The following is a 21027-nucleotide window of genomic DNA, read 5'->3' as shown; positions in this document are numbered from 1 at the left end:
AAAGCGGGTCAGGAAACTGACCCGCTTTTTTTATATCTGTCGTAGAAATCAGTGCCAGATAATCAGCGCGACCATACTGATTAACACCAGCCCACATAACGCGCTGGTAAGGATGAACTGACCGCGAACCCGCTCACAGCGGCGAATAAACTCATCGTCATGATGATCACGGTAACGCTGAGCGTAGATATACCACACCAGACGCATCTGCTTGTTAGGTTGCCCATGCGAGGTAAAAAAGCCGCCCCCATCGACATACTGGTAAAGTAATGGATCGCAACCACGAAGTACCACTAACAGTGCGCGTAGCGAAGAAAAATAACGCGCCATATTAACAATGCAAACGACACATAAAGCCCAGAATAACGCAATGGTGCTTATCATATCTCCTCCCCGGCGACCCGCCCACGGAACGCCTTTCCGGGACTACCGCTCCCCGATACCCTGCCAAACTATTCAGTGAAGAGTACAACCGAAACCGCTCGTGTTAGTGTCACGCATCCGAGCGCCTCTCTAAATAGTGTAGGAGATTAGTTAATTTTTTTGCCAGAAGGTTAATCACTATCAATGCAATTAACTAAAAAATTTGTTTAACTACTTGGCAAGCAAGGCGGATTGACGGATTATCCCGGTCGCTATAATGTAAGGATAGTCCTTAAAAGGTACGTTTTTACGACTGGGCTAGCCCCGCGCATAAAGTTCGCAGGACGCGGATGACGCGGCGGCAAATGAACGCCAGCAGGCTAGTCATCGACAACTTATGGAAGGAGTAACACTATGGCTTATAAACACATTCTTATCGCGGTTGATCTTTCTCCAGAAAGCAAAGTTCTGGTTGAAAAAGCGGTCTCTATGGCACGGCCTTACAATGCGAAAGTCTCCCTTATCCACGTTGACGTAAACTATTCCGACCTGTACACCGGGCTAATCGACGTGAATCTGGGCGACATGCAGAAACGCATTTCTGAAGAAACCCACCACGCGTTAACCGAGCTGTCCACCAACGCAGGCTACCCTATCACCGAAACCCTGAGCGGTAGCGGCGACCTGGGTCAGGTTCTGGTTGATGCCATCAAAAAATACGACATGGATCTGGTCGTTTGTGGTCATCACCAGGATTTCTGGAGCAAACTGATGTCCTCCGCGCGTCAACTGATCAACACTGTTCACGTCGACATGTTGATTGTTCCGCTGCGTGACGACGAAGAAGCATAAAACGCTGGCCGTCGGGAGATAACCCGGCGCGCTGCAAGTCGTTAAGCCTGTAAACGCCCGCCTGCGCGGGCGTTTTTGTTTTTATCATTCAGACACAATTAGTACATCAATCCAACAAATAAATCATAATTAGTGTGATCAACTAATTGGATCGAAAACTATCTCTATAATAATCTACCCTTACGGCTAATCGCCGCAGTCTATAACAAAATAAGACTTTTTCGGCGCGTTTAAGCATACGCGTTCATACTTTTCGGGATGGCTTTGAAAGGCGAAGGAATATGAATACTACTGCACCTACGGGCTTGCTGCAGCAACCTCGTCCGTTCTTCATGATCTTCTTTGTGGAATTATGGGAACGATTTGGCTATTACGGCGTTCAGGGCATCCTGGCGGTATTTTTTGTTAAGCAACTCGGATTTTCTCAGGAACAGGCATTTGTCACCTTTGGCGCGTTTGCGGCATTGGTATACGGCCTGATATCCATCGGCGGCTACGTCGGCGACCATCTCTTAGGGACCAAACGCACGCTGGTACTCGGCGCCATTGTGCTGGCGATCGGCTACTTCATGACCGGGATGTCACTGCTTAAGCCCGACCTGATTTTTATTGCTTTGGGTACCATTGCCGTCGGTAACGGGCTGTTTAAAGCCAACCCGGCAAGCCTGCTGTCAAAATGCTATCCGCCGAAAGACGCCCGTCTGGACGGTGCTTTCACCCTGTTTTATATGTCGATTAACATCGGTTCGCTGTTGTCACTGTCACTGGCGCCGGTGATTGCCGATAAGTTTGGCTACGCAGTGACCTACAACCTGTGCGGAGCCGGGCTTATCGTTGCACTACTGGTCTACTTTGCCTGTCGTGGCATGGTGAAGAATATCGGTTCAGAGCCGGACCATAAGCCGCTGAATTTCCGTAACCTGCTCTATGTGCTGGCCGGTACGGTTGTGATGGTCTTTATCTGCGCCTGGCTGATGCACAATGTACAGGTTGCCAACCTGGTGCTGATCGTCCTGTCGATTGCCGTGACTATCATCTTCTTCCGCCAGGCCTTCAAACTGGATAAAACCGGGCGCAACAAGATGTTCGTGGCCTTTATCCTGATGCTGGAAGCGGTGGTGTTCTACGTGCTGTACGCGCAGATGCCAACTTCGCTGAACTTCTTTGCTATCAATAACGTGCACCATGAAATTCTTGGTTTCGCCATCAACCCGGTAAGCTTCCAGGCGCTGAACCCGTTCTGGGTGGTACTGGCGAGTCCGGTGCTGGCCGCTATCTATACCCGTCTGGGAAACAAAGGCAAAGACCTGACCATGCCGATGAAGTTTACGCTTGGCATGTTCCTGTGCTCACTAGGCTTCCTGACTGCCGCCGCAGCCGGAATGTGGTTTGCTGATGCGCAGGGGTTGACGTCGCCGTGGTTTATCGTGCTGGTGTATCTGTTCCAGAGTCTGGGTGAACTGCTGATTAGCGCCCTGGGGCTGGCTATGGTCGCCGCACTGGTGCCACAACACCTGATGGGCTTTATTCTTGGGATGTGGTTCCTGACGCAGGCAGCAGCCTTCCTGATGGGGGGTTACGTCGCAACGTTTACCGCAGTACCGGAAAACATTACCGACCCACTCCAGACGCTGCCTATTTATACTAACGTGTTCAGTAAGATAGGCCTGGTGACCCTGGCGGTAACGGTTGTAATGGCGATTATGGTGCCATGGCTAAACCGCATGATTAATACACCGAGCACCGAGCAATAACCTTCAGTGCCGGATGGCGGCTATTACCTTATCCGGCCTACATTCAATATGCCCGATCGCCTTGCGCTATCGGGCATTTTAACTCGCTATCCTTTGCGAGCATCAATCCACTCCTGTACTTCCACCACGAAGGTATCTGGCGCTTTGCGATACATTTTGCGCGCCAAGTCCAGAATCGTATGCTGGCCGAGCGCTTCTTCCATGCGCTGCTGTGCCATGTCCATTACCGAACGCACACCACAAATGCCTTCACAAGCCCACTGGGGCGGATGCTCCTCAAATACCGCCAACCGCTGGCGAATTTCACGACATTCAAAAATACGCTTATCGCCATCTATGGCATTGACCACATCCAGCACGGTGATGTCTTCCGCGGGTTTGGCCAACTGGAACCCGCCGCCCTTACCCTCGATACTGCGCACCAGACCAGCTTTCGACAGACGGGTGAAGATTTTTGCCAGATAGTCATACGGCACGCTTTGTAGTTCGGCAATTTCCCGCACGCTCATATCCCGCGCGTCGCCTTTGCTATCGACCATACACATCAGGCTATGGATGCCGTACTCAACCCCGGAACTGTAAAATGCCATTTTTTATCTCAGCCAAAATGAATCTGAGTTTATTGTAGCTTTTTCATCTAAGGCATTCCAGATAACAGAGCAACCCCGCATGAACATAAAAATATAAATAGATATTTATCAAACAGATAATAAAACACCCTGGCGTAATACTGAAAAAAGGATCAGGATCGCATTGCAATCATTAACTACGACAAATAAAATCCGAGTAAATGATTCGTAGTCACCAGTGAGAAAAAACCAATGCATAAACAAATTCTGATCGTGGGCGCCGGCTTTGCCGGTATGTGGGCAGCACTAAGCGCCGCGCGACTGGCGGACAAACACCAGCAGACCATTGATATTACGGTGATTGCGCCACAGCCAGAGCTGCGTGTCCGCCCGCGCTTTTATGAAAGCGCCGTGCAAACCCTGGTCGCACCACTGCAACCGCTGTTTGACGTTACTGGCGTCAACTTCCTGCAAGGTCACGTCGAGCAGATCCTCCCGGACTCTAAAGAGGTGAGCTGGAAAGATGCCAACGGTGACATTCATCTGCGCCGCTACGACCGCCTGGTGCTCGCCAGCGGCAGCCACGTAAACCGCGATATCGTTGCCGGTGCCGCCGAGCACGCGTTTGACCTTGACCAACTTGAAAGCGCGACGGTACTGGAGCAGCATCTGAAAGATCTGGCCGACCTGCCTGAGAGCGACGCGCGTAACACCGTGGTGGTGTGCGGCGGAGGCTTCACTGGGATTGAGATAGCGCTGGAGCTTCCGGGCCGTCTGCGTGAAATTCTGGGTGAAGATGCTAAGACCAAAGTTGTCGTAGTTGAACGCGGCGCTCAGCCAGGCGGACGCTGGAGCCAGGAATTACGCGACGTGATTATCGAAGCCTCCGCTGAACTGGGCGTCGAGTGGCGGGTGAATACGGAAGTGGAGTGCGTAGATGCGTCCGGCGTAACGCTGAAAGATGGGCAGACCATTGCCTCACAGACCGTTATCTGGACGGTTGGCGTACAGGCAAACGGGTTAACGGCGCAAATTGACGCACCGCGCGATCGTCAGGGCCGTCTGCATGTAAATGCCAATCTGCAGGTTGTAGGTCACGATGATATATACGCCACTGGCGATGTGGCTTACGCCGCCACCGATGATAAAGGTAATCACGCGCTGATGACCTGCCAGCACGCTATTTTGCTGGGCAAATTTGCCGGAAATAACGCGGCAGCCAGCTTGCTAAACGTTGCGCCACTGCCGTATCGTCAGGAAAACTACGTCACCTGTCTGGATCTTGGCGCATGGGGCACGGTGTATAGCGAAGGATGGGATCAGCAGGTGAAACTGACGCGCGCAGAAGCGAAAAAGCTGAAGGTATCTATTGTCAGTGAGTTGATATATCCACCGAAGGCTGACAAGGCCGTGGCGTTTGAGATTGCCGATCCGCTGGCTCCATTCGTGTAGTCGAATCGCCGGATGCGGCTACCGCCTTATCCGGCCTACTAACGGCACCGAACTGTAGGCCCGATAAGCGTAGCGCCATCGGGCACTATAGCTCAGCATCTGGCCTATGCCGTTCCCGCATAAATATCGAACCGATGCCCTTTTGTAACTACCGCGTTCGGCGTGGCGACATCCGCCAGCGGCGGCGCGTAGTCCGGGCGCTTCACCACCACACGTTTGGTGGCTAACTGACGCGCAGGCTCCAGCAGCCCATCGGCGTCAAGATCCGGCCCCACCAGCGACTGAAACACGCGCATCTCTTTTTTCACCAGCGCGCTTTTCTGCTTATGCGGGAACATCGGGTCGAGGTACACCACCTGCGGGCGCGGCGTAATATCCGTTAACGCCGTCAGGCTTGAGGCGTGAATCAACTGCAAACGCTCCTGCAACCACGGGCCAATTTCCGGGTCGGCATAGCCGCGCGCCAGGCCATCGTCGAGCAGCGCCGCCACCACCGGATTACGTTCCAGCATCCGTACATGGCAGCCCACCGAGGCCAGTACAAACGCATCGCGTCCCAGCCCGGCGGTCGCATCGACCACGTCCGGCAGGTAATCGCCTTTAATGCCGACCGCCTTCGCCACCGCTTCACCGCGGCCACCGCCAAATTTGCGCCGATGGGCCATCGCACCGCCGACAAAATCAACGAAAATGCCGCCGAGTTTCGGCTCATCACGCTTGCGCAGCTCCAGGTGTTCCGGCGTCATTACCAGCGCCATCAGGTTATCTTCATCGTGTTCCAGCCCCCAGCGGGCGGCCAGAACAGATAAGGCGCCGTCTCCGGCGCCTGTTTCATCAATTAAGCAGATTTTCAATTCCGCTTTACCCTAAATAATTCGAGTTGCATCAAGACAACAAGTGAAGGAATCCCTGGGAACGTACAAATAGTACGTGACCAGGGTGAGTGAGCGCAGTTGCCGAAGAGGCAGCTTGAAGTATGACGGGTAAATCAGCCTTTAATCCCGTAATGCTCCAGCATCGCATCAAGCTGTGGTTCACGACCACGGAAGCGTTTGAACAGCGTCATTGGCTCCTCAGAACCCCCACGAGTCAGGATGCTATCCAGGAACGACTGTCCGGTTTCACGGTTGAAAATCCCCTCTTCTTCAAAGCGAGAGAAGGCGTCCGCCGCCAGGACATCAGCCCACAGATAGCTGTAGTAGCCTGCTGCGTAGCCGCCCGCAAAAATATGGCTGAAAGCGTGTGGGAAACGGCCCCATGTCGGCCCTGGCACCACAGCAACCTGCTTTTTAATCTCTGCCAGGGTTTCAAGGATTTTCGCCCCCTGCTGCGGGTTAAATTCCGCGTGCAGACGGAAATCAAACAGGCCGAATTCCAGCTGACGCAGAATAAACAGCGCCGCCTGGTAGTTTTTCGCTGCCAGCATTTTATCCAGCAGTTCCTTCGGCAGCGGTTCACCGGTCTCAAAGTGACCAGAGATAAACGCCAACGCTTCCGGCTCCCAACACCAGTTTTCCATAAACTGGCTCGGCAGTTCGACCGCATCCCATGGCACACCGTTAATACCGGAAACGCCCGCGGTTTCGATACGGGTCAGCATATGATGCAGACCGTGGCCGAACTCGTGGAACAGGGTGATCACTTCATCGTGGGTAAACAGCGCAGGTTTGCCGTTCACCGGACGGTTAAAGTTACAGGTCAGGTAGGCGACCGGTTTTTGCAACGAGCCGTCACTTTTACGCATCTGGCCGACGCAGTCGTCCATCCACGCCCCGCCGCGTTTATGTTCACGGGCATACAGGTCGAGGTAGAAGCTGCCGCGCAGCTCGTTGTTTTCGTCGTACAGCTCGAAGAAACGAACTTCCGGGTGCCAGACGTCAACATCGGTGCGCTCTTTGGCAGTGATGCCATAAATACGTTTAACCACTTCAAACAGGCCGTTAACCGCTTTGTTTTCCGGGAAATATGGGCGCAGCTGCTCGTCGCTGATGCTGTAGAGGTGCTGTTTTTGTTTCTCGCTGTAGTAAGCGATATCCCACGGCTGCAGCTCATCAACACCAAATTCCGCTTTCGCGAAGGCGCGCAACTGAGCCAGCTCTTTCTCCCCCTGCGGACGGGCACGTTTCGCCAGATCGGTCAGGAAGTCGAGGACCTGCTGCGGGTTTTCCGCCATTTTGGTAGCCAGAGATTTAAAGGCGTAGCTTTCAAAGCCCAGCAGCTGTGCCAGTTCGTGGCGCAGCGCGAGGATCTCTTCCATTATCGGGCTGTTGTCCCATTTGCCCGCATTCGGCCCCTGGTCAGACGCGCGCGTGGAGTAAGCGCGATACATCTCTTCACGCAGCCCCTGGTTGTCACAGTAGGTCATCACCGGCAGGTAGCTTGGGATATCCAGCGTTAACAGATAGCCTTCCTGCTCTTTGGCTTCCGCCTGAGCCTTCGCCGCAGCCAGCGCGCTTTCCGGCATACCAGCCAGCTCGGCTTCATCGGTGACTAACTTCGTCCAGCCCATCGTGGCATCAAGGACGTTATTGCTGTACAAGTTGCCGAGTTCAGACAGACGGGTGGCGATTTCGCCATAGCGCTGCTGTTTTTCCTTCGGCAGACCAATACCAGAAAGCTCAAAATCGCGCAGCGCGTTATCGACCGCTTTTTTCTGCGCGGTGTTCAGGGTGGCGTAATGATCGCCATCACGCAGGTCGCGGTACGCTTTGTACAGGCCTTCATGTTGTCCAACCCAGGTGCTGTATTCAGACAGCAGCGGCAGCGTTTGTTCGTAGGCTTCGCGCAGTTCCGGGCTGTTTTTCACCGAGTTCAGATGACTGACCGGAGAGAAAATACGCCCCAGCACGTCGTCAACTTCCGCCAGAGGCTGGCAGAGATTTTCCCAGGTGTACGGCGCGCCCTGCGCAACCACGCGTTCAACGTTTTCGCGGCAATCGTTCAGCGCCTTAGTGACGGCAGGCACAACGTGCTCAGGCTGAATTTTAGAAAACGGCGGCAGTTCGAAGGGAGTCAGCAATGGATTGGTCATTAGCGCGGTCCTGTTGAAAAGAGTGAATGAAGCGCGTATCCGGCGCTGTGCATATTAATTTGTACAATGGGGTTAAGTGTAGAGGATTTCAATGCTAACCGTGACGGAAAGACGCCCGGTGGTGCTGCGCTTACCGGGCCTACGGGTAATCTGTGCCGATCTGCTGTAAACTGTGGCAAATCGTCATTTCAGCGGAATTTCATTACCCATGCTCAGTTATCGCCACAGTTATCACGCAGGCAACCACGCCGACGTCCTGAAACACACCGTCCAGAGCCTGATCATTGAATCGCTCAAAGAGAAAGAAAAACCGTTTCTCTATCTGGACACCCATGCTGGTGCTGGCCGTTATCAGCTGAGCAGTGAGCATGCCGAACGTACCGGTGAATATCTGGAAGGGATCGCCCGTATCTGGCAGCAGGACGATTTGCCAGCCGAACTGGAACCCTACATTGGCGTGGTGCAGCACTTCAACCGCAGCGGTCAGTTGCGCTACTACCCGGGCTCTCCGTTAATTGCTCGCCAGCTGCTGCGCGAACAGGATAGCCTGCAATTAACTGAACTGCACCCGAGCGACTTTCCCCTGCTGCGCGGCGAATTCCAGAAAGATGAGCGCGCACGCGTGGCCAAAGCCGATGGTTATCAGCAGTTAAAAGCGAAATTACCGCCGGTTTCACGTCGTGGGCTGATCCTTATCGATCCACCCTACGAAATCAAAAGCGACTACCAGGCGGTGGTCACCGGTATTAACGAAGGCTACAAGCGTTTCGCGACCGGCACTTATGCGCTGTGGTATCCGGTGGTTCTGCGCCAACAAATCAAGCGCATGATCCACGATCTCGAAGACACCGGCATCCGCAAAATTCTGCAAATTGAACTGGCGGTGCGCCCGGACAGCGATCAGCGCGGTATGACAGCGTCTGGCATGATTGTGATTAACCCGCCGTGGAAGCTTGAGCAGCAGATGAACAACGTTCTGCCGTGGTTGCACAGCAAACTGGTTCCGGCAGGAACCGGTCATACCTCGGTAAGCTGGATCGTGCCGGAGTAATCGCAGCCATCGGTGGAACCTTTTAATATCAGGTATACAATCGCGAATATTTTGGCGGATGGCGTAACGCTTCTCCGCCCTACAATGAACATGAAGGAGCGGTCATGACCAAGCACTATGATTACATCGCTATTGGCGGCGGCAGCGGCGGTATTGCCTCCATTAACCGTGCGGCAATGTACGGCCAGAAATGCGCGCTGATTGAAGCCAAAGAGCTGGGCGGCACCTGCGTTAACGTTGGCTGCGTACCGAAGAAAGTGATGTGGCATGCCGCACAAATCCGCGAAGCGATTCATATGTACGGCCCGGATTACGGTTTCGACACCACCATCAATAAGTTCGACTGGGATAAACTGATCGCCAGCCGTACCGCTTACATCGACCGCATTCATACCTCGTACGACAATGTGCTGGGCAAAAATAATGTCGATGTGATTAAAGGCTTTGCCCGCTTTGTGGATGCCAAAACCATTGAAGTGAACGGTGAAACCATTACTGCCGATCATATTTTGATCGCCACCGGCGGTCGCCCGAGCCATCCGAACATTCTGGGTGTGGAATACGGGATCGACTCCGACGGTTTCTTTGAGCTGCCCGCGCTGCCGAAACGCGTGGCCGTTGTAGGCGCAGGCTACATCGCCGTTGAGCTGGCAGGCGTGATTAACGGCCTGGGTGCCCAAACGCATCTGTTCGTGCGTAAACACGCACCGCTGCGTAGCTTTGACCCGATGATCGTCGAAACCCTGGTTGAGGTGATGAACGCCGAAGGTCCGACCCTGCATACGCACGCGATTCCGAAAGCGGTCGTTAAAAACGCTGACGGCAGCCTGACCTTGCAACTGGAAGATGGTCGTAGCGAAACGGTAGATTGCCTGATTTGGGCAATTGGTCGTGAACCAGCCACCGATAACTTCAACCTGGCAGTTACTGGCGTAAAAACCAACGAAAAAGGCTACATCGTCGTTGATAAATTCCAGAACACCAGCGTGCCGTGTATTTATGCCGTCGGCGATAATACCGGCGCCGTTGAGCTGACGCCGGTTGCCGTTGCCGCGGGCCGTCGCCTGTCTGAGCGTCTGTTTAACAACAAACCGGAAGAACATCTGGACTACAGCAACATCCCGACCGTGGTCTTCAGCCATCCGCCAATTGGCACCGTAGGCCTGACCGAGCAGCAGGCTCGTGAACAGCACGGCGATGACCAGGTGAAAGTGTATAAATCATCGTTTACCGCGATGTACACCGCCGTCACCTCACATCGTCAGCCGTGCCGCATGAAGCTGGTTTGCGTCGGTCCGGAAGAGAAGATTGTCGGTATTCACGGTATTGGTTTTGGAATGGATGAAATGCTGCAAGGCTTCGCGGTCGCACTGAAAATGGGCGCAACCAAGAAAGACTTTGATAACACCGTTGCCATTCACCCAACGGCAGCAGAAGAGTTCGTTACCATGCGTTAATCGCACTTCATGAGTGTTAAAGGGCAAAGAGGGGTTAGCTCTTTGCCCTTAGTTACGTTTCCGCTATCAGTTCAAAAGTTGCAGCAGATAGCGGATCAGCTCCAGCAACGCGATTAACGCTCCCAGAACGATGATTGCTTTATCAATCACCCGTTTTCTCCATCAGATGGAGTGAGAATGCACCCGCTTACTCATCCATTGCCTGTCATGGGGCATGCTCCATTGTTAGATGATAACTATCTCACCCCGGCCAGAGCATCAGCCAACGGCACCACCCGTTTCGCCGATCAGGACTTAGAAAGCGTTTAGCGCGCGTCCGGAAGGGATAAGTTACAGAGCTAACTGGATAAGTATACAGTTCTTTTAATCGTAACTGCCAGCGCATTCTTGCAATAGTACCGTTAAGGTAATAGGATTGAAGCGTTAGATGATAACTATCTCACTCCGGCCAGAGCCACCAACTCGGGCTGAAGCGTAAAAAAACCGACGTGAAGTCGGTTTTTTTACGTCCGAATCAGGACCAGGGCAAAGTCTATTTACCCTGCATATACGGCGTATACACCCCGTTCAGACTCTCAAGGAACGCCACGATATCGTCAATATCTTCCTGCGGCAGTTCTTTACCCACCTGATAACGCAGCATCAGTTTTACCGCACCATCAAGTGTTGGCACATCACCGCGATGGAAATAAGGTGCAGTCAGCGCAACATTACGCAAGCCAGGGACTTTTTGACGCAGCTTGTCACGTAATTCATTAGTGACGTTCATGCGGCCAATATCTGCGGCAGTGACCTCGCCGAAATTAAAGTCCTTTTTCAAACCCAATGGCTCAAATGAGCGTCCGCCTAAAATAATACCGCCATGACAGGTCGCACACTTATTATCTTTAAACAACTGATAGCCATGTTTCTGCTGGGCAGTTAACGCCGCTTCATCGCCGCGTAGCCATTTATCAAACGGCGAATTTGGCGTAATTAGCGTTTTCTCAAACTCAGCAATCGCATCGGTAATATTATCCCCGCTGAATCCCTGCGGATAAACCGCGATAAACTCTTGTTTGAGTTGCGGATCCTTATCCAGTTTCTGAATAATTTCATCCCAGGATTTAGACGCCATCTCGATAGGGTTCAACGGCGGGCCGCCTGCCTGCGCCTGCAATGTTGGCGCGCGGCCATCCCAGAACTGTTCCACGTTAAACACGGAGTTAAACACCGTTGGCGCGTTGATCGGCCCAACCGCTCCGCCTACGCCGATTGACGTTTTGCGACCATCCACGCCGCCCGCATTCAGGGCGTGGCAGTGCGCGCAAGAAATCGTGCTGTCACCGGAAATACGCGGGTCGTGGTAAAGCGTAAAGCCCAGCGCCACTTTACGGGCATCGGTCGGAATGCTTTCCGGTATCGGCTGCACAGGCTCATTACGATGCTGCGCGGCGGTATCGTTACTGGCGTAATACTGCTCGCGCTGTTTCGCAATCCAGCCCAGGATCTCTGCTCGCTCCGTATCGCTTACCTTGCCAGCCCAGTGCAGCGCGGTATAACGCGTTGGCGGCATGGTGTCGTACTGCATCACCCATTCAATTTTATTCAGATCGCTTTGCGAAACGGGTTTATCCGCAACCAGCGCCGCACGCACGGCTTCAAGATTGAATGATTTGTATCCCAGTTGAATATCGTAATTCATCAACTGTTTAGCGACAGGAAAAGAAGAATAGAAAGGTAATTCCGCTGAAGGGGTATGACAATAATCGCATCCTTTTTCGCGTAAAAACCCTAATACTTTATTATTTTCTTCCAGCGTAGAGGCCTGAACATCAGCCTGTTTACTCCGTTGATTATCGTGATACCACACATAACCGGATAATCCAAAATAACAAATCACGACGCCAGCTATGGCTATCGCGGTAAGACGGGTAATGATTTTCATTATTTTACCCTCACCGTTGTGAGTTATTGTGACCCAGAAAAATTAGAATAATGAGTGCATAGTCTTTATCAGACTTAACCATCATAGAAAGTAGGGGATTTATTATTTTGATAAGTATCAAGCAATTACATGGGGGATAACTATCGATAGAATAGCCTGTGCCTATTACGAAGATAAGCCGTTACCGGGTTCTGTTCACACCTCGTTGCAATCGAATGTTCTGAAAATGAAATATCTTCAGGTCACACAGAATTATGAATTCCTCATTATATTCATTGGGATAGTCTTATTTTCTAAATAATGCGCAATACTAAAACGTGATCGACCGCACGCTTTACTCACCCGGCACCGAAGCGAATGTCTACGCTTAACTGACGACCGGGCAATAGCCTTAGCATTTCAACAGTTACCGGAGGTCTTTCTCATTATGCTCAACCAGAAACTACCCCACGCCCCTTCAGAAGAAATGACGATCGATATCGATCTGCTTTATGAAATGGATCCGTGCGAGTTAAAGCTGGATGAAATGATTGAGGCAGAGCCAGAGCCGGAGATGATTGCAGGGTTACCCGCGTCAGATGCGTTAACCCCCGCCGATCGTTACCTCGAGCTGTTTGAACACGTCCAGTCATCCAAACTGTTTGCTGATAGCAAAACCTTCCCTGATTGTGCGCCCAAAATGGACCCACTGGACATTTTAATCCGCTATCGCAAAGTTAAACGCCACCGCGACTTTGACCTGCGACGCTTTGTCGAGAACCATTTCTGGCTGCCGGAAACCCCCACCAGCGAATATGTGTCCGATCCGGCAAGCTCGCTGAAAGAACATATCGATCAACTGTGGCCTGTGCTGACGCGCGAGCCGCAGGATCATATTCCCTGGTCTTCGCTGCTGGCGTTACCGCAGTCATATATTGTGCCCGGTGGACGTTTTAGCGAAACCTACTACTGGGATTCCTACTTTACCATGCTGGGTCTGGCAGAGAGCGGCCGCGAAGATCTGCTGAAGTGTATGGCGGATAACTTTGCCTGGATGATTGAAAACTATGGTCACATCCCCAACGGTAACCGTACCTACTACCTGAGCCGTTCGCAGCCGCCGGTCTTTGCGCTGATGGTGGAACTGTTTGAAGAAGATGGCGTGCGCGGCGCGCGTCGCTACCTTGAACATCTAAAAATGGAATACGCATTCTGGATGGATGGCGCCGATTCCCTGGTGCTCAACCAGGCCTACCGTCACGTGATCAGAATGTCGGACGGCTCTCTGCTCAACCGCTATTGGGACGATCGTGATACCCCGCGCGATGAGTCCTGGCTTGAAGACGTAGAAACGGCTAAGCATTCAGGCCGACCACCTAATGAGGTATATCGGGATTTGCGCGCGGGCGCGGCCTCCGGTTGGGATTATTCATCACGTTGGTTGCGCGATGCCGGTCGTCTCGCCAGCATCCGCACCACTCAGTTCATCCCGATTGATCTGAACGCCTTCCTCTACAAGCTGGAAAGCACCATCGCCAATATTTCCGCGCTGAAAGGCGACAAAGAAACGGAAGCGCAGTTTCGCCAGAAAGCCAGTGACCGCCGCGAAGCGGTGAACCGCTATCTGTGGGACGATGAAAACGGCTGCTATCGCGATTACGACTGGCGGCGCGAACAAATGGCCCTGTTCTCTGCCGCCAGTATTGTGCCGCTGTATGTCGGTATGGCAACACATGAACAAGCCGACCGACTCGCCAACACGGTACGCAGCCGCTTACTCACGCCAGGCGGGATTTTAGCAACCGAGTATGAAACCGGCGAGCAGTGGGATAAACCCAACGGCTGGGCACCGCTGCAGTGGATGGCGATTCAGGGGTTTAAACTGTATGGCGATGACCATCTCGGTGATGAAATTGCCCGTAACTGGCTGAAAACAGTTAATGTTTTTTATCATGAACACCACAAGCTAATTGAAAAGTACCATATCGCTGACGGCACGCCGCGCGAAGGCGGCGGCGGGGAATATCCGCTGCAGGACGGATTTGGCTGGACGAATGGCGTGGTGCGCCGATTAATCGGTTTGTACGGTGAACCGTAAATGTCTGACGGCCTGATGCCACGAAATGCATCGGGCCGTTAGTTAATGGCATCGTACAGCGCGGTGTGGATTTTCTGCCATTTTTTGTTCTCTGCATTTGGATCTGCGCGCACACGCAGTTGGGCCTGTTCCATATCATACTGCTGACGAGCAACGACCTCCGGTGTCGAGCAGAAACTTTGTAGGTAGCTTTTATGCAGTGACGTCAGTGATGCGCCATTCGACATGGCATGACTGAGCGTAGTCATAAACTGCTGGCAGGGTTTAGCCTCATCCATCTGTGAGGGATACCGCAGCAGCAGCTTCAGAACTGCGGTGTTCCCCGCGGAAAATGCCTGCTCCGTCCACGCCAGCTTCCAGTCCATACCTCCTTGCAGGAACAGCGACGTGACGCGGGTATCGTTGCGATCGATAGCCGCCCGCATATTAAAGGTATCCCATGTAATGCCCATCCGGGTCACCGATTCTCGCGCAGAAGGCGCATCACGCCGCGGCTCTTCCTGCACTATCTCAACAGTTTGCCCTGAAGATGCTTGCGGTGCAGGTGCATTGAATAGCCAGAAAGCGCCCAGCGAGATCGCCAGAACCATAACACCGACAGCCACCCACAACATGCCGGAAATCAGCTGTTCGCGCTCTTCGGCCGTACGTTGCGCTCGCTTCTCAGGAGGATCGATACTGTCAGCAATTTCCTTTTTATCGCCTCCAGCCTGCTCGTCTTTTTGCCTTGCCGTTTCCCAGAATTGACGAACCGTCGACTCATCAGATTCCAGATACGATGCAGGATTGATACGCGTTCGGCGCTCTTCAAACGCTCGCTGCACAGAATGCGTAATTTGTTGGTACTGGTAATTTAACAGCATCAGCTGTACTGACGTCAGCGGTTGCTGAGCAATGACAGCGTTTCGCGCCTGTCGGCAATCATCCAGAAACATTCGCAGCGTTAAGCGCGGTTCGACAAACAGCATCAACACTGACGTATCATTAAAAATCTGCGTAAAGTGGCGAACAAATAGTTTCTTATCGACCACCATCAACGCCAGTTCGCTAAACAACATGCCGTCCAGCGCATCACGTCCTTCGCCCAGCTTTAACCAGCGACGCAAGCGTTCGGCACCAAAGTGCTGCTTCAGAAAACTGTTTAGCGGATGCTGATCTGGCCATACCCGTGCGACGAGGGCTTTGAGCGTTAATTCTATTGCGCGAAGCTGACGCTGCGCCCGCATCTGCGCATCCTGCCCCCCGATGTCGATATCGGTTTGATAGTTCAGGAGCGGCTGTTGCTGGCGTAATTGCTCCAGTGCTGCTACAAAACGCAGCGCGGAAATCAGCTGGTTTTCACTGACATCCTGACCGCTTTCATACTGAGGCACACTCTGTTGAAGATGGCGTAAACGCAACGTGAACTGGCTGAGTTGCGCATCATTCATCTGCAAGCGTCTGGCGACAGCCCCCCAACCGCCCAGATTCAGTCGGGCCTGATCGAGTTGCTCCAGAAACCAACGCGGATCTTTGCCCTCTGCCACATGTACGCCTAACAGCAGCAAAATTTCCACCGACGCCTGACGGATGATCCCCAAACAGTGTTCAAATGGCGCACATGTCGCCTGTAACGCGCTATTGGTCATTATCTTCCCTAAAAGAGCCCAGAAAGGTGCGGCCTCACGATGTATTTCGTTATCTTTTTATAAACGTGGCACAGCGCAGAATTGTGCCGCTGTAGACTAGAACACATTCATATAACAAATAAATGCGTTTTGCAGTGACAACGGCAAAATCATTGAAATTTATTCTGGGGATAAATCCGTGTCGGTGTTGAAAACAGCGCGACTGCCCCTCAATGACGGGGGGTGACTGGTTATGCCTGGCGATACGCAATAGCATATCGGGAAAAGTGCCTGAGATGACAGGATATTTAGCCGGTTAAAACGTGAATGCCGCCCCTTAAGTCGTAAGGCGTTTATGGCCAAAAATGGCCATATGGCAACTACGTCTGCTGATAATTATCTTTATACTGTTTTTCTTTTAAGAGAAATCATTATGCCGCATTGCGCCGCTCATTTTACCTCCGCCGGTATTGCATTTATCAAGCAATGGCAGGGCCTGTCGCTGGAAAAGTATCAGGATAAAAATGGTGTATGGGTCATTGGCTACGGGCATGAAATTACACCCGATGAAACCTTTATTGCCCCCATTTCAATGGCGCAGGCAGAATCCCTGCTGCTCACAGATCTGGATATCTGCCAAGCATTAATACGCACAAATAAACCTCAGCTTAACGACCCGTTTCAACAAGAAGTCTTTATTGCGTGGATGCTAAGTGTTGGGATAACGCGCTTTTGTCACGCAGAAAGGTGGCCGGTTAATATTTCACAGCCAGATAGCGTCTGACCGTGAAATAAATATCAATTATAGAAATTCATTTAACATCATTGCCGCCTGAGTACGGTTTTTAACTTCCAGGCGCTGATAAAGTGACTCAAGGTGGGCTTTTACCGTTCCGGTACTGATATTTAACAGCCGACCAATTTGTTTATTTGACTCACCAGCCGCCAGCATGGTCAGGATCTCCCGCTGGCGGGCGCTTAATGTTTTTATATTTTGCCGACTGCTATCGTTTGTCGCTAAGTGATCCCTGGGAAGAAACATCATGCCCATCGCAACGCTGTTAAGCGCCAGAGTAAAGGTTTCTGCATCAGAGTCACGCGGCACAATGGCCAACACGTTTAATTGCGTCACATCCTGCAGCCATTTCTTACTGCAATCAGTGGCAGAGATCAGCACCTTCACCGTTGAAAAAGAGTGTGCAATCTGTTGCAGCAAGCTGCAGCAAAACTCACCGTCGAGATCACCGTCCAGCATGAGCAGCGCATCTGGGGTATTTTCCAGTTTTTGCCAAAGGTCATCTGCCTGACTGACACCCTGAACATTCACTCCTGGAATTCGTTGCTGCAAACTTATATTCATTCCATGAATAAATATTGACTGCCTGTCAAACATTATTACCTGCATTATTAACTCTCCGTCTAAAAAAATAGTAGTCTTGAGACGCGAAAGGGTATTCTTCACGAGGAAAAATAATAACTCACCATTTGGCAGGGGTCATTCTACCGATAAGCGAAGAATAAAAAAGCAAGAGTTATGAATAGTTACAGCTCAAGAAAAAGGATTACACAAAGCGGGCAGAACAGGATAGATTTCTGAGACATTCCTCATTTATCGAGGGTCAGAATTCCTTATTAATATTAATTTTCAGAGAATACATTTTTAGCTGAAAATAAGATATCCTGAAAAAATAATAAATATGTTACAAATTACAATATAGCATTAAGTGCTCATTCAACAGCTATCGCAGCCTATTGAATAAGCACGTTGCACGTTACAGGAACATCCCGCCAGATACCTCAATACGCTGTGCAGTCATCCAGGCGAGTTCATCGCTGAGCAACGCGGCGATGGCATCACCGATATCATCCGGTAACCCGACGCGTCCCAGCGCCGTTTGCGAGGCAATATATGCATTCAGTTGCGCGTTATCACGCACGTTCCCACCGCCGAAATCAGTTTCAATCGCGCCCGGCGCAATAATATTTGCCGTAATACCGCGTTCCCCCAACTCTTTAGCCTGATACCGGGTAAGCACTTCCATCGCCCCTTTCATGGCGGCATAGGCGCTGTAGCCCGGTAGAGCAAAACGCGCCAGGCCGGTCGAGACATTGAGGATCCTTCCCCCCTTGTTCATCAGCGGAAGAAGACTCTGCGTCAGGAAAAATGGCCCCTTAAACTGGATGCTCAGCAATTGGTCAAATTGCGCTTCGGTGAATGCAGAGTACGGCGCAGTAATGCCGATTCCGGCATTGTTCAATAAATAATCAAACCCTTCGCTTTGCCACTGTGCCTTTAAGGTGTGCTTCATCTGTTCAACGAAGGATGGGAAAGTTGAAATATCCCCGACATTTAACGGTAATGCCGCTGCTTTTCCACCAGATTGCCGAATTTCATCCACAACCTGCTGCGCCTCTTTTTCATTGCTGTTCCACGTCAGGACGATACCTATTCCTTTGTTCGCCAGCTTAAGTGCCGCGTTTTTACCGAGCCCACGACCGCCACCGGTCACTAATGCGATACGTTGCGTCATAAGAAACCTCATTTCAGATGTTGTGATGATTGAGACAAAGCTTATTAGGTGGTAGAAGAACAATAAATATCGCTAATTGCGCATTACTGTTTCATTCAGAACAACAATAGGGCATGGGAATGGATAAAATTCACGCAATGCAGTTGTTCATCCGCGTCGCAGAACTGGAGAGTTTTTCGCGTGCGGCAGACACCCTTGGACTTCCTAAAGGTAGCGTATCGCGCCAAATCCAGGCCCTGGAAAATCATCTGGGTACGCAGCTTCTGCACCGCACTACCCGCCGCGTTCAGCTCACACAAGACGGCATGATCTATTACGAACGTGCAAAAGATCTGTTGAGCAATCTGGATGAACTGGATGGGTTGTTCCATCACGATCCAGCCAGTATTAGCGGTAAGCTGCGCGTCGATATGCCGGTTGGCGTGGCGAGAAATCTGGTCATGCCCCGCCTGCCCGTCTTTTTGCATCAGTATCCAGGGCTGGAGCTTGAACTCAGCAGCAGTGACCGCCTGGTAGACTTAATTCGTGAGGGTTTCGACTGCGTCGTACGCGTTGGCACACTGAAAGATTCGGGGCTGATTGCCCGACCGCTGGGGAAACTCACGCAGGTTAACTGTGCCAGTCCACAGTATCTGGCCCGCTTTGGTTATCCGGAAAGCCTGGAGGATTTGGCCTCACATGCCGTGGTGCATTATTCGGTCAATTTGGGAACACGCGCACAGGGCTTCGAGGTGGCTACAGACAATGGGACTGCATGGGTAAAAACGGGCGGCATGCTGACCGTGAACAGCACAGAAACCTATCATGCGGCATGTCTTGCCGGGCTGGGCATTATTCAGGTACCACGCGTCGGGGTGCGTGAAGCCCTTCGCGCCGGTGCGCTGGTTGAAGTGTTACCGCAATATCGGGCCGAACCCATGCCCGTTTCTTTGCTCTATCCACATCGCCGGAACCTTTCCCGCCGGGTACATCTGTTCATGGAATGGTTGACCGGTGTGATGAAAGACTATGTGGATTAGCCCATTTTTCGGGAAGTGGGTCTGAGCGGCTATAATGTCATGAGTAAACAAAATAAGGACTACCGATCGGATGACGCAGGAACACGACGCAAAGCACCCTACGCCTGAACAACAGCAAACCGCCACAACACCGGTGAAAAACGCCACAGCGAACCAGGCGCTGAAAACAGTCATAACCTTCGCAGATAAAATTCAACGTCAACCTGTTATCGCCCACCTGATCCGCGCAGCAGAGCGTTTTAATGACCGAATGGGAAATCAGTTTGGCGCAGCCATCACGTATTTCTCGTTCCTGTCGATGATCCCTATCCTGATGGTGTCGTTTGCGGCGGCCGGTTTTATTCTCGCCTCACACCCCACGTTATTACAGGATATCTTCAGCAAAATATTGCTCAACGTTAGCGATCCGACGCTGGCCTCGACGCTGAAAAACACCATCAATACTGCCGTTCAGCAACGTACCACCGTGGGTCTGGTGGGGCTTGGAATCGCCCTCTACTCTGGTATTAACTGGATGGGAAACCTGCGTGAAGCTATTCGTGCACAGTCGCGGGACCTCTGGGAACGCACACCGCAGGATCAGGAAAAAATATGGGTTAAATACCTGCGTGATTTTGTCTCATTGATTGGATTGCTGATTGCGCTGATCGTTACGCTGTCGATTACCTCCATTGCCGGTTCTGCCCAGCAAATGATCATCTCGGCACTGTATCTCGACGGTATTGAGTGGCTGAAACCCGCGTGGCGATTGATTGGTCTGGCGATCTCCATTTTCGCCAACTACTTGCTGTTCTTCTGGATTTTCTGGCGGCTACCGCGTCACCGACCGCGTAAGAAGGCGCTGATTCGCGGAACATTTATTGCGGCTATTGGCTTTGAGGTGATTAAGATCGTCATGACCTACACGCTGCCATCGTTGGTAAAATCCCCCTCCGGCGCGGCGTTTGGTTCGGTGCTTGGGCTGATGGCATTCTTTTACTTCTTCGCGCGTTTGACCCTGTTCTGCGCCGCCTGGATTGCCACAGCGGAATACAAAGACGACCCGCGTATGCCGGGGAAAACGCAATAACCACCGCCGGATTAGTTGTGAATTGCCGGATAAGCGCAGCGCCATCCGGCAATTATAATGCCGCCTGCTCTCACCGATTTAGTGAATAAATCCAGAACGTAACTTTTATTTAACCAAAAACCAGTTTTATCAACTAAGTTTTAAATTGTGTGAAGCATTTCATGGAAGTGAAATCTCAAGCCTAAAAATTATCCCCTTTTTGCTCCATTTTTGACCGATCTCAAAGTTTGTTACAGATTGAAATGTCTCTTTTGCTGTGCGTAATATG

Annotated in this window: 19 protein-coding genes; 10 read left to right on the top strand and 9 right to left on the bottom strand. The window is 51.8% G+C overall.

Going from position 1 to position 21027, the window contains the following annotated elements:
- Positions 1–48: 48 nt before the first annotated feature.
- Positions 49–384 (bottom strand): universal stress protein UspB, encoded by a 336-nt coding sequence (gene uspB / locus FDX03_RS19660; protein ID WP_003023371.1) that lies wholly within the window; start codon positions 382–384, stop codon positions 49–51.
- Positions 385–777: 393 nt separating this feature from the next.
- Between uspB and uspA the strand changes: the two genes are divergently transcribed.
- Together uspA and dtpB are read left to right on the top strand one after the other, a co-directional pair.
- On the top strand, positions 778–1215 hold the full coding sequence (uspA, locus tag FDX03_RS19655) for a universal stress protein UspA (protein WP_003023368.1): 438 nt from the start codon (positions 778–780) through the stop codon (positions 1213–1215).
- 281 nt (positions 1216–1496) lie between these two features.
- Positions 1497–2969, top strand: a complete 1473-nt coding sequence (gene dtpB, locus FDX03_RS19650; RefSeq protein WP_048213628.1) for a dipeptide/tripeptide permease DtpB — start codon at positions 1497–1499, stop codon at positions 2967–2969.
- An 86-nt stretch (positions 2970–3055) separates the two neighbouring features.
- Here dtpB and FDX03_RS19645 read toward each other — a convergent pair whose 3' ends face one another.
- Positions 3056–3559 carry an Rrf2 family transcriptional regulator gene (locus FDX03_RS19645; RefSeq protein WP_048213629.1) on the bottom strand — a complete coding sequence of 168 codons (504 nt, stop codon included), beginning with the start codon at positions 3557–3559 and terminating at the stop codon, positions 3056–3058.
- 231 nt (positions 3560–3790) lie between these two features.
- On the opposite strand from FDX03_RS19645, the gene FDX03_RS19640 reads away from it, so the two are divergent.
- Positions 3791–4990 carry an FAD-dependent oxidoreductase gene (locus tag FDX03_RS19640; RefSeq protein WP_137346462.1) on the top strand — a complete coding sequence of 400 codons (1200 nt, stop codon included), beginning with the start codon at positions 3791–3793 and terminating at the stop codon, positions 4988–4990.
- A gap of 104 nt (positions 4991–5094) precedes the next feature.
- On the opposite strand, the gene rsmJ is transcribed toward FDX03_RS19640, so the two are convergent.
- Together rsmJ and prlC are read right to left on the bottom strand one after the other, a co-directional pair.
- Entirely contained in the window at positions 5095–5844 is a 750-nt protein-coding gene (gene rsmJ, locus FDX03_RS19635; protein WP_137346461.1) for a 16S rRNA (guanine(1516)-N(2))-methyltransferase RsmJ, read from the bottom strand.
- 134 nt (positions 5845–5978) lie between these two features.
- On the bottom strand, positions 5979–8021 hold the full coding sequence (gene prlC / locus FDX03_RS19630; RefSeq protein WP_137346460.1) for an oligopeptidase A: 2043 nt from the start codon (positions 8019–8021) through the stop codon (positions 5979–5981).
- Positions 8022–8229: 208 nt separating this feature from the next.
- Between prlC and FDX03_RS19625 the strand changes: the two genes are divergently transcribed.
- Positions 8230–9072 (top strand): 23S rRNA (adenine(2030)-N(6))-methyltransferase RlmJ, encoded by an 843-nt coding sequence (locus tag FDX03_RS19625; protein WP_003023347.1) that lies wholly within the window; start codon positions 8230–8232, stop codon positions 9070–9072.
- Between the two features lie 104 nt (positions 9073–9176).
- On the top strand, positions 9177–10529 hold the full coding sequence (gene gorA / locus FDX03_RS19620) for a glutathione-disulfide reductase (RefSeq protein ID WP_137346459.1): 1353 nt from the start codon (positions 9177–9179) through the stop codon (positions 10527–10529).
- Between the two features lie 66 nt (positions 10530–10595).
- Here gorA and dinQ read toward each other — a convergent pair whose 3' ends face one another.
- A complete protein-coding gene (gene dinQ, locus FDX03_RS19615) occupies positions 10596–10679 on the bottom strand; it encodes a damage-inducible type I toxin DinQ (RefSeq protein ID WP_003837776.1) in 84 nt (27 codons plus the stop codon).
- A gap of 27 nt (positions 10680–10706) precedes the next feature.
- On the opposite strand from dinQ, the gene FDX03_RS23845 reads away from it, so the two are divergent.
- Entirely contained in the window at positions 10707–10838 is a 132-nt protein-coding gene (locus tag FDX03_RS23845; protein ID WP_255524749.1) for a hypothetical protein, read from the top strand.
- 223 nt (positions 10839–11061) lie between these two features.
- Here the strand turns inward: FDX03_RS23845 and FDX03_RS19610 are convergent, their stop codons facing one another.
- Entirely contained in the window at positions 11062–12456 is a 1395-nt protein-coding gene (locus tag FDX03_RS19610; protein WP_003837773.1) for a cytochrome-c peroxidase, read from the bottom strand.
- 427 nt (positions 12457–12883) lie between these two features.
- Here FDX03_RS19610 and FDX03_RS19605 point away from each other — a divergent pair, with 427 nt between their 5' ends.
- Positions 12884–14533, top strand: coding sequence for an alpha,alpha-trehalase (locus tag FDX03_RS19605; protein WP_137346458.1), 1650 nt, complete (start codon positions 12884–12886; stop codon positions 14531–14533).
- A 38-nt stretch (positions 14534–14571) separates the two neighbouring features.
- On the opposite strand, the gene FDX03_RS19600 is transcribed toward FDX03_RS19605, so the two are convergent.
- The gene (locus tag FDX03_RS19600; protein WP_101742795.1) at positions 14572–16161 is read right to left on the bottom strand and encodes an STY4199 family HEPN domain-containing protein; all 1590 of its coding nucleotides are present in this window, start codon (positions 16159–16161) and stop codon (positions 14572–14574) included.
- 412 nt (positions 16162–16573) lie between these two features.
- Here FDX03_RS19600 and FDX03_RS19595 point away from each other — a divergent pair, with 412 nt between their 5' ends.
- On the top strand, positions 16574–16924 hold the full coding sequence (locus FDX03_RS19595) for a lysozyme (protein WP_048213804.1): 351 nt from the start codon (positions 16574–16576) through the stop codon (positions 16922–16924).
- An 18-nt stretch (positions 16925–16942) separates the two neighbouring features.
- Here the strand turns inward: FDX03_RS19595 and FDX03_RS19590 are convergent, their stop codons facing one another.
- Positions 16943–17545 carry a response regulator transcription factor gene (locus FDX03_RS19590; protein ID WP_061066778.1) on the bottom strand — a complete coding sequence of 201 codons (603 nt, stop codon included), beginning with the start codon at positions 17543–17545 and terminating at the stop codon, positions 16943–16945.
- Between the two features lie 367 nt (positions 17546–17912).
- A complete protein-coding gene (locus FDX03_RS19585; RefSeq protein ID WP_048213637.1) occupies positions 17913–18671 on the bottom strand; it encodes an SDR family oxidoreductase in 759 nt (252 codons plus the stop codon).
- Between the two features lie 119 nt (positions 18672–18790).
- Here FDX03_RS19585 and FDX03_RS19580 point away from each other — a divergent pair, with 119 nt between their 5' ends.
- Together FDX03_RS19580 and yhjD are read left to right on the top strand one after the other, a co-directional pair.
- Positions 18791–19690, top strand: a complete 900-nt coding sequence (locus tag FDX03_RS19580) for a LysR family transcriptional regulator (protein WP_137346457.1) — start codon at positions 18791–18793, stop codon at positions 19688–19690.
- Between the two features lie 70 nt (positions 19691–19760).
- Complete coding sequence (gene yhjD / locus FDX03_RS19575; RefSeq protein WP_048213638.1) at positions 19761–20759, top strand: inner membrane protein YhjD; 999 nt, start codon at positions 19761–19763, stop codon at positions 20757–20759.
- The last annotated feature ends 268 nt before the right edge of the window (positions 20760–21027 follow it).

This window comes from Citrobacter sp. wls827 (genome assembly GCF_005280875.1).
In the GTDB taxonomy this organism is placed as follows: Bacteria; Pseudomonadota; Gammaproteobacteria; order Enterobacterales; family Enterobacteriaceae; genus Citrobacter; species Citrobacter youngae.
Note: the sequence above shows the minus strand (reverse complement) of the source record. Positions and strands in the feature narration are given on the sequence as shown.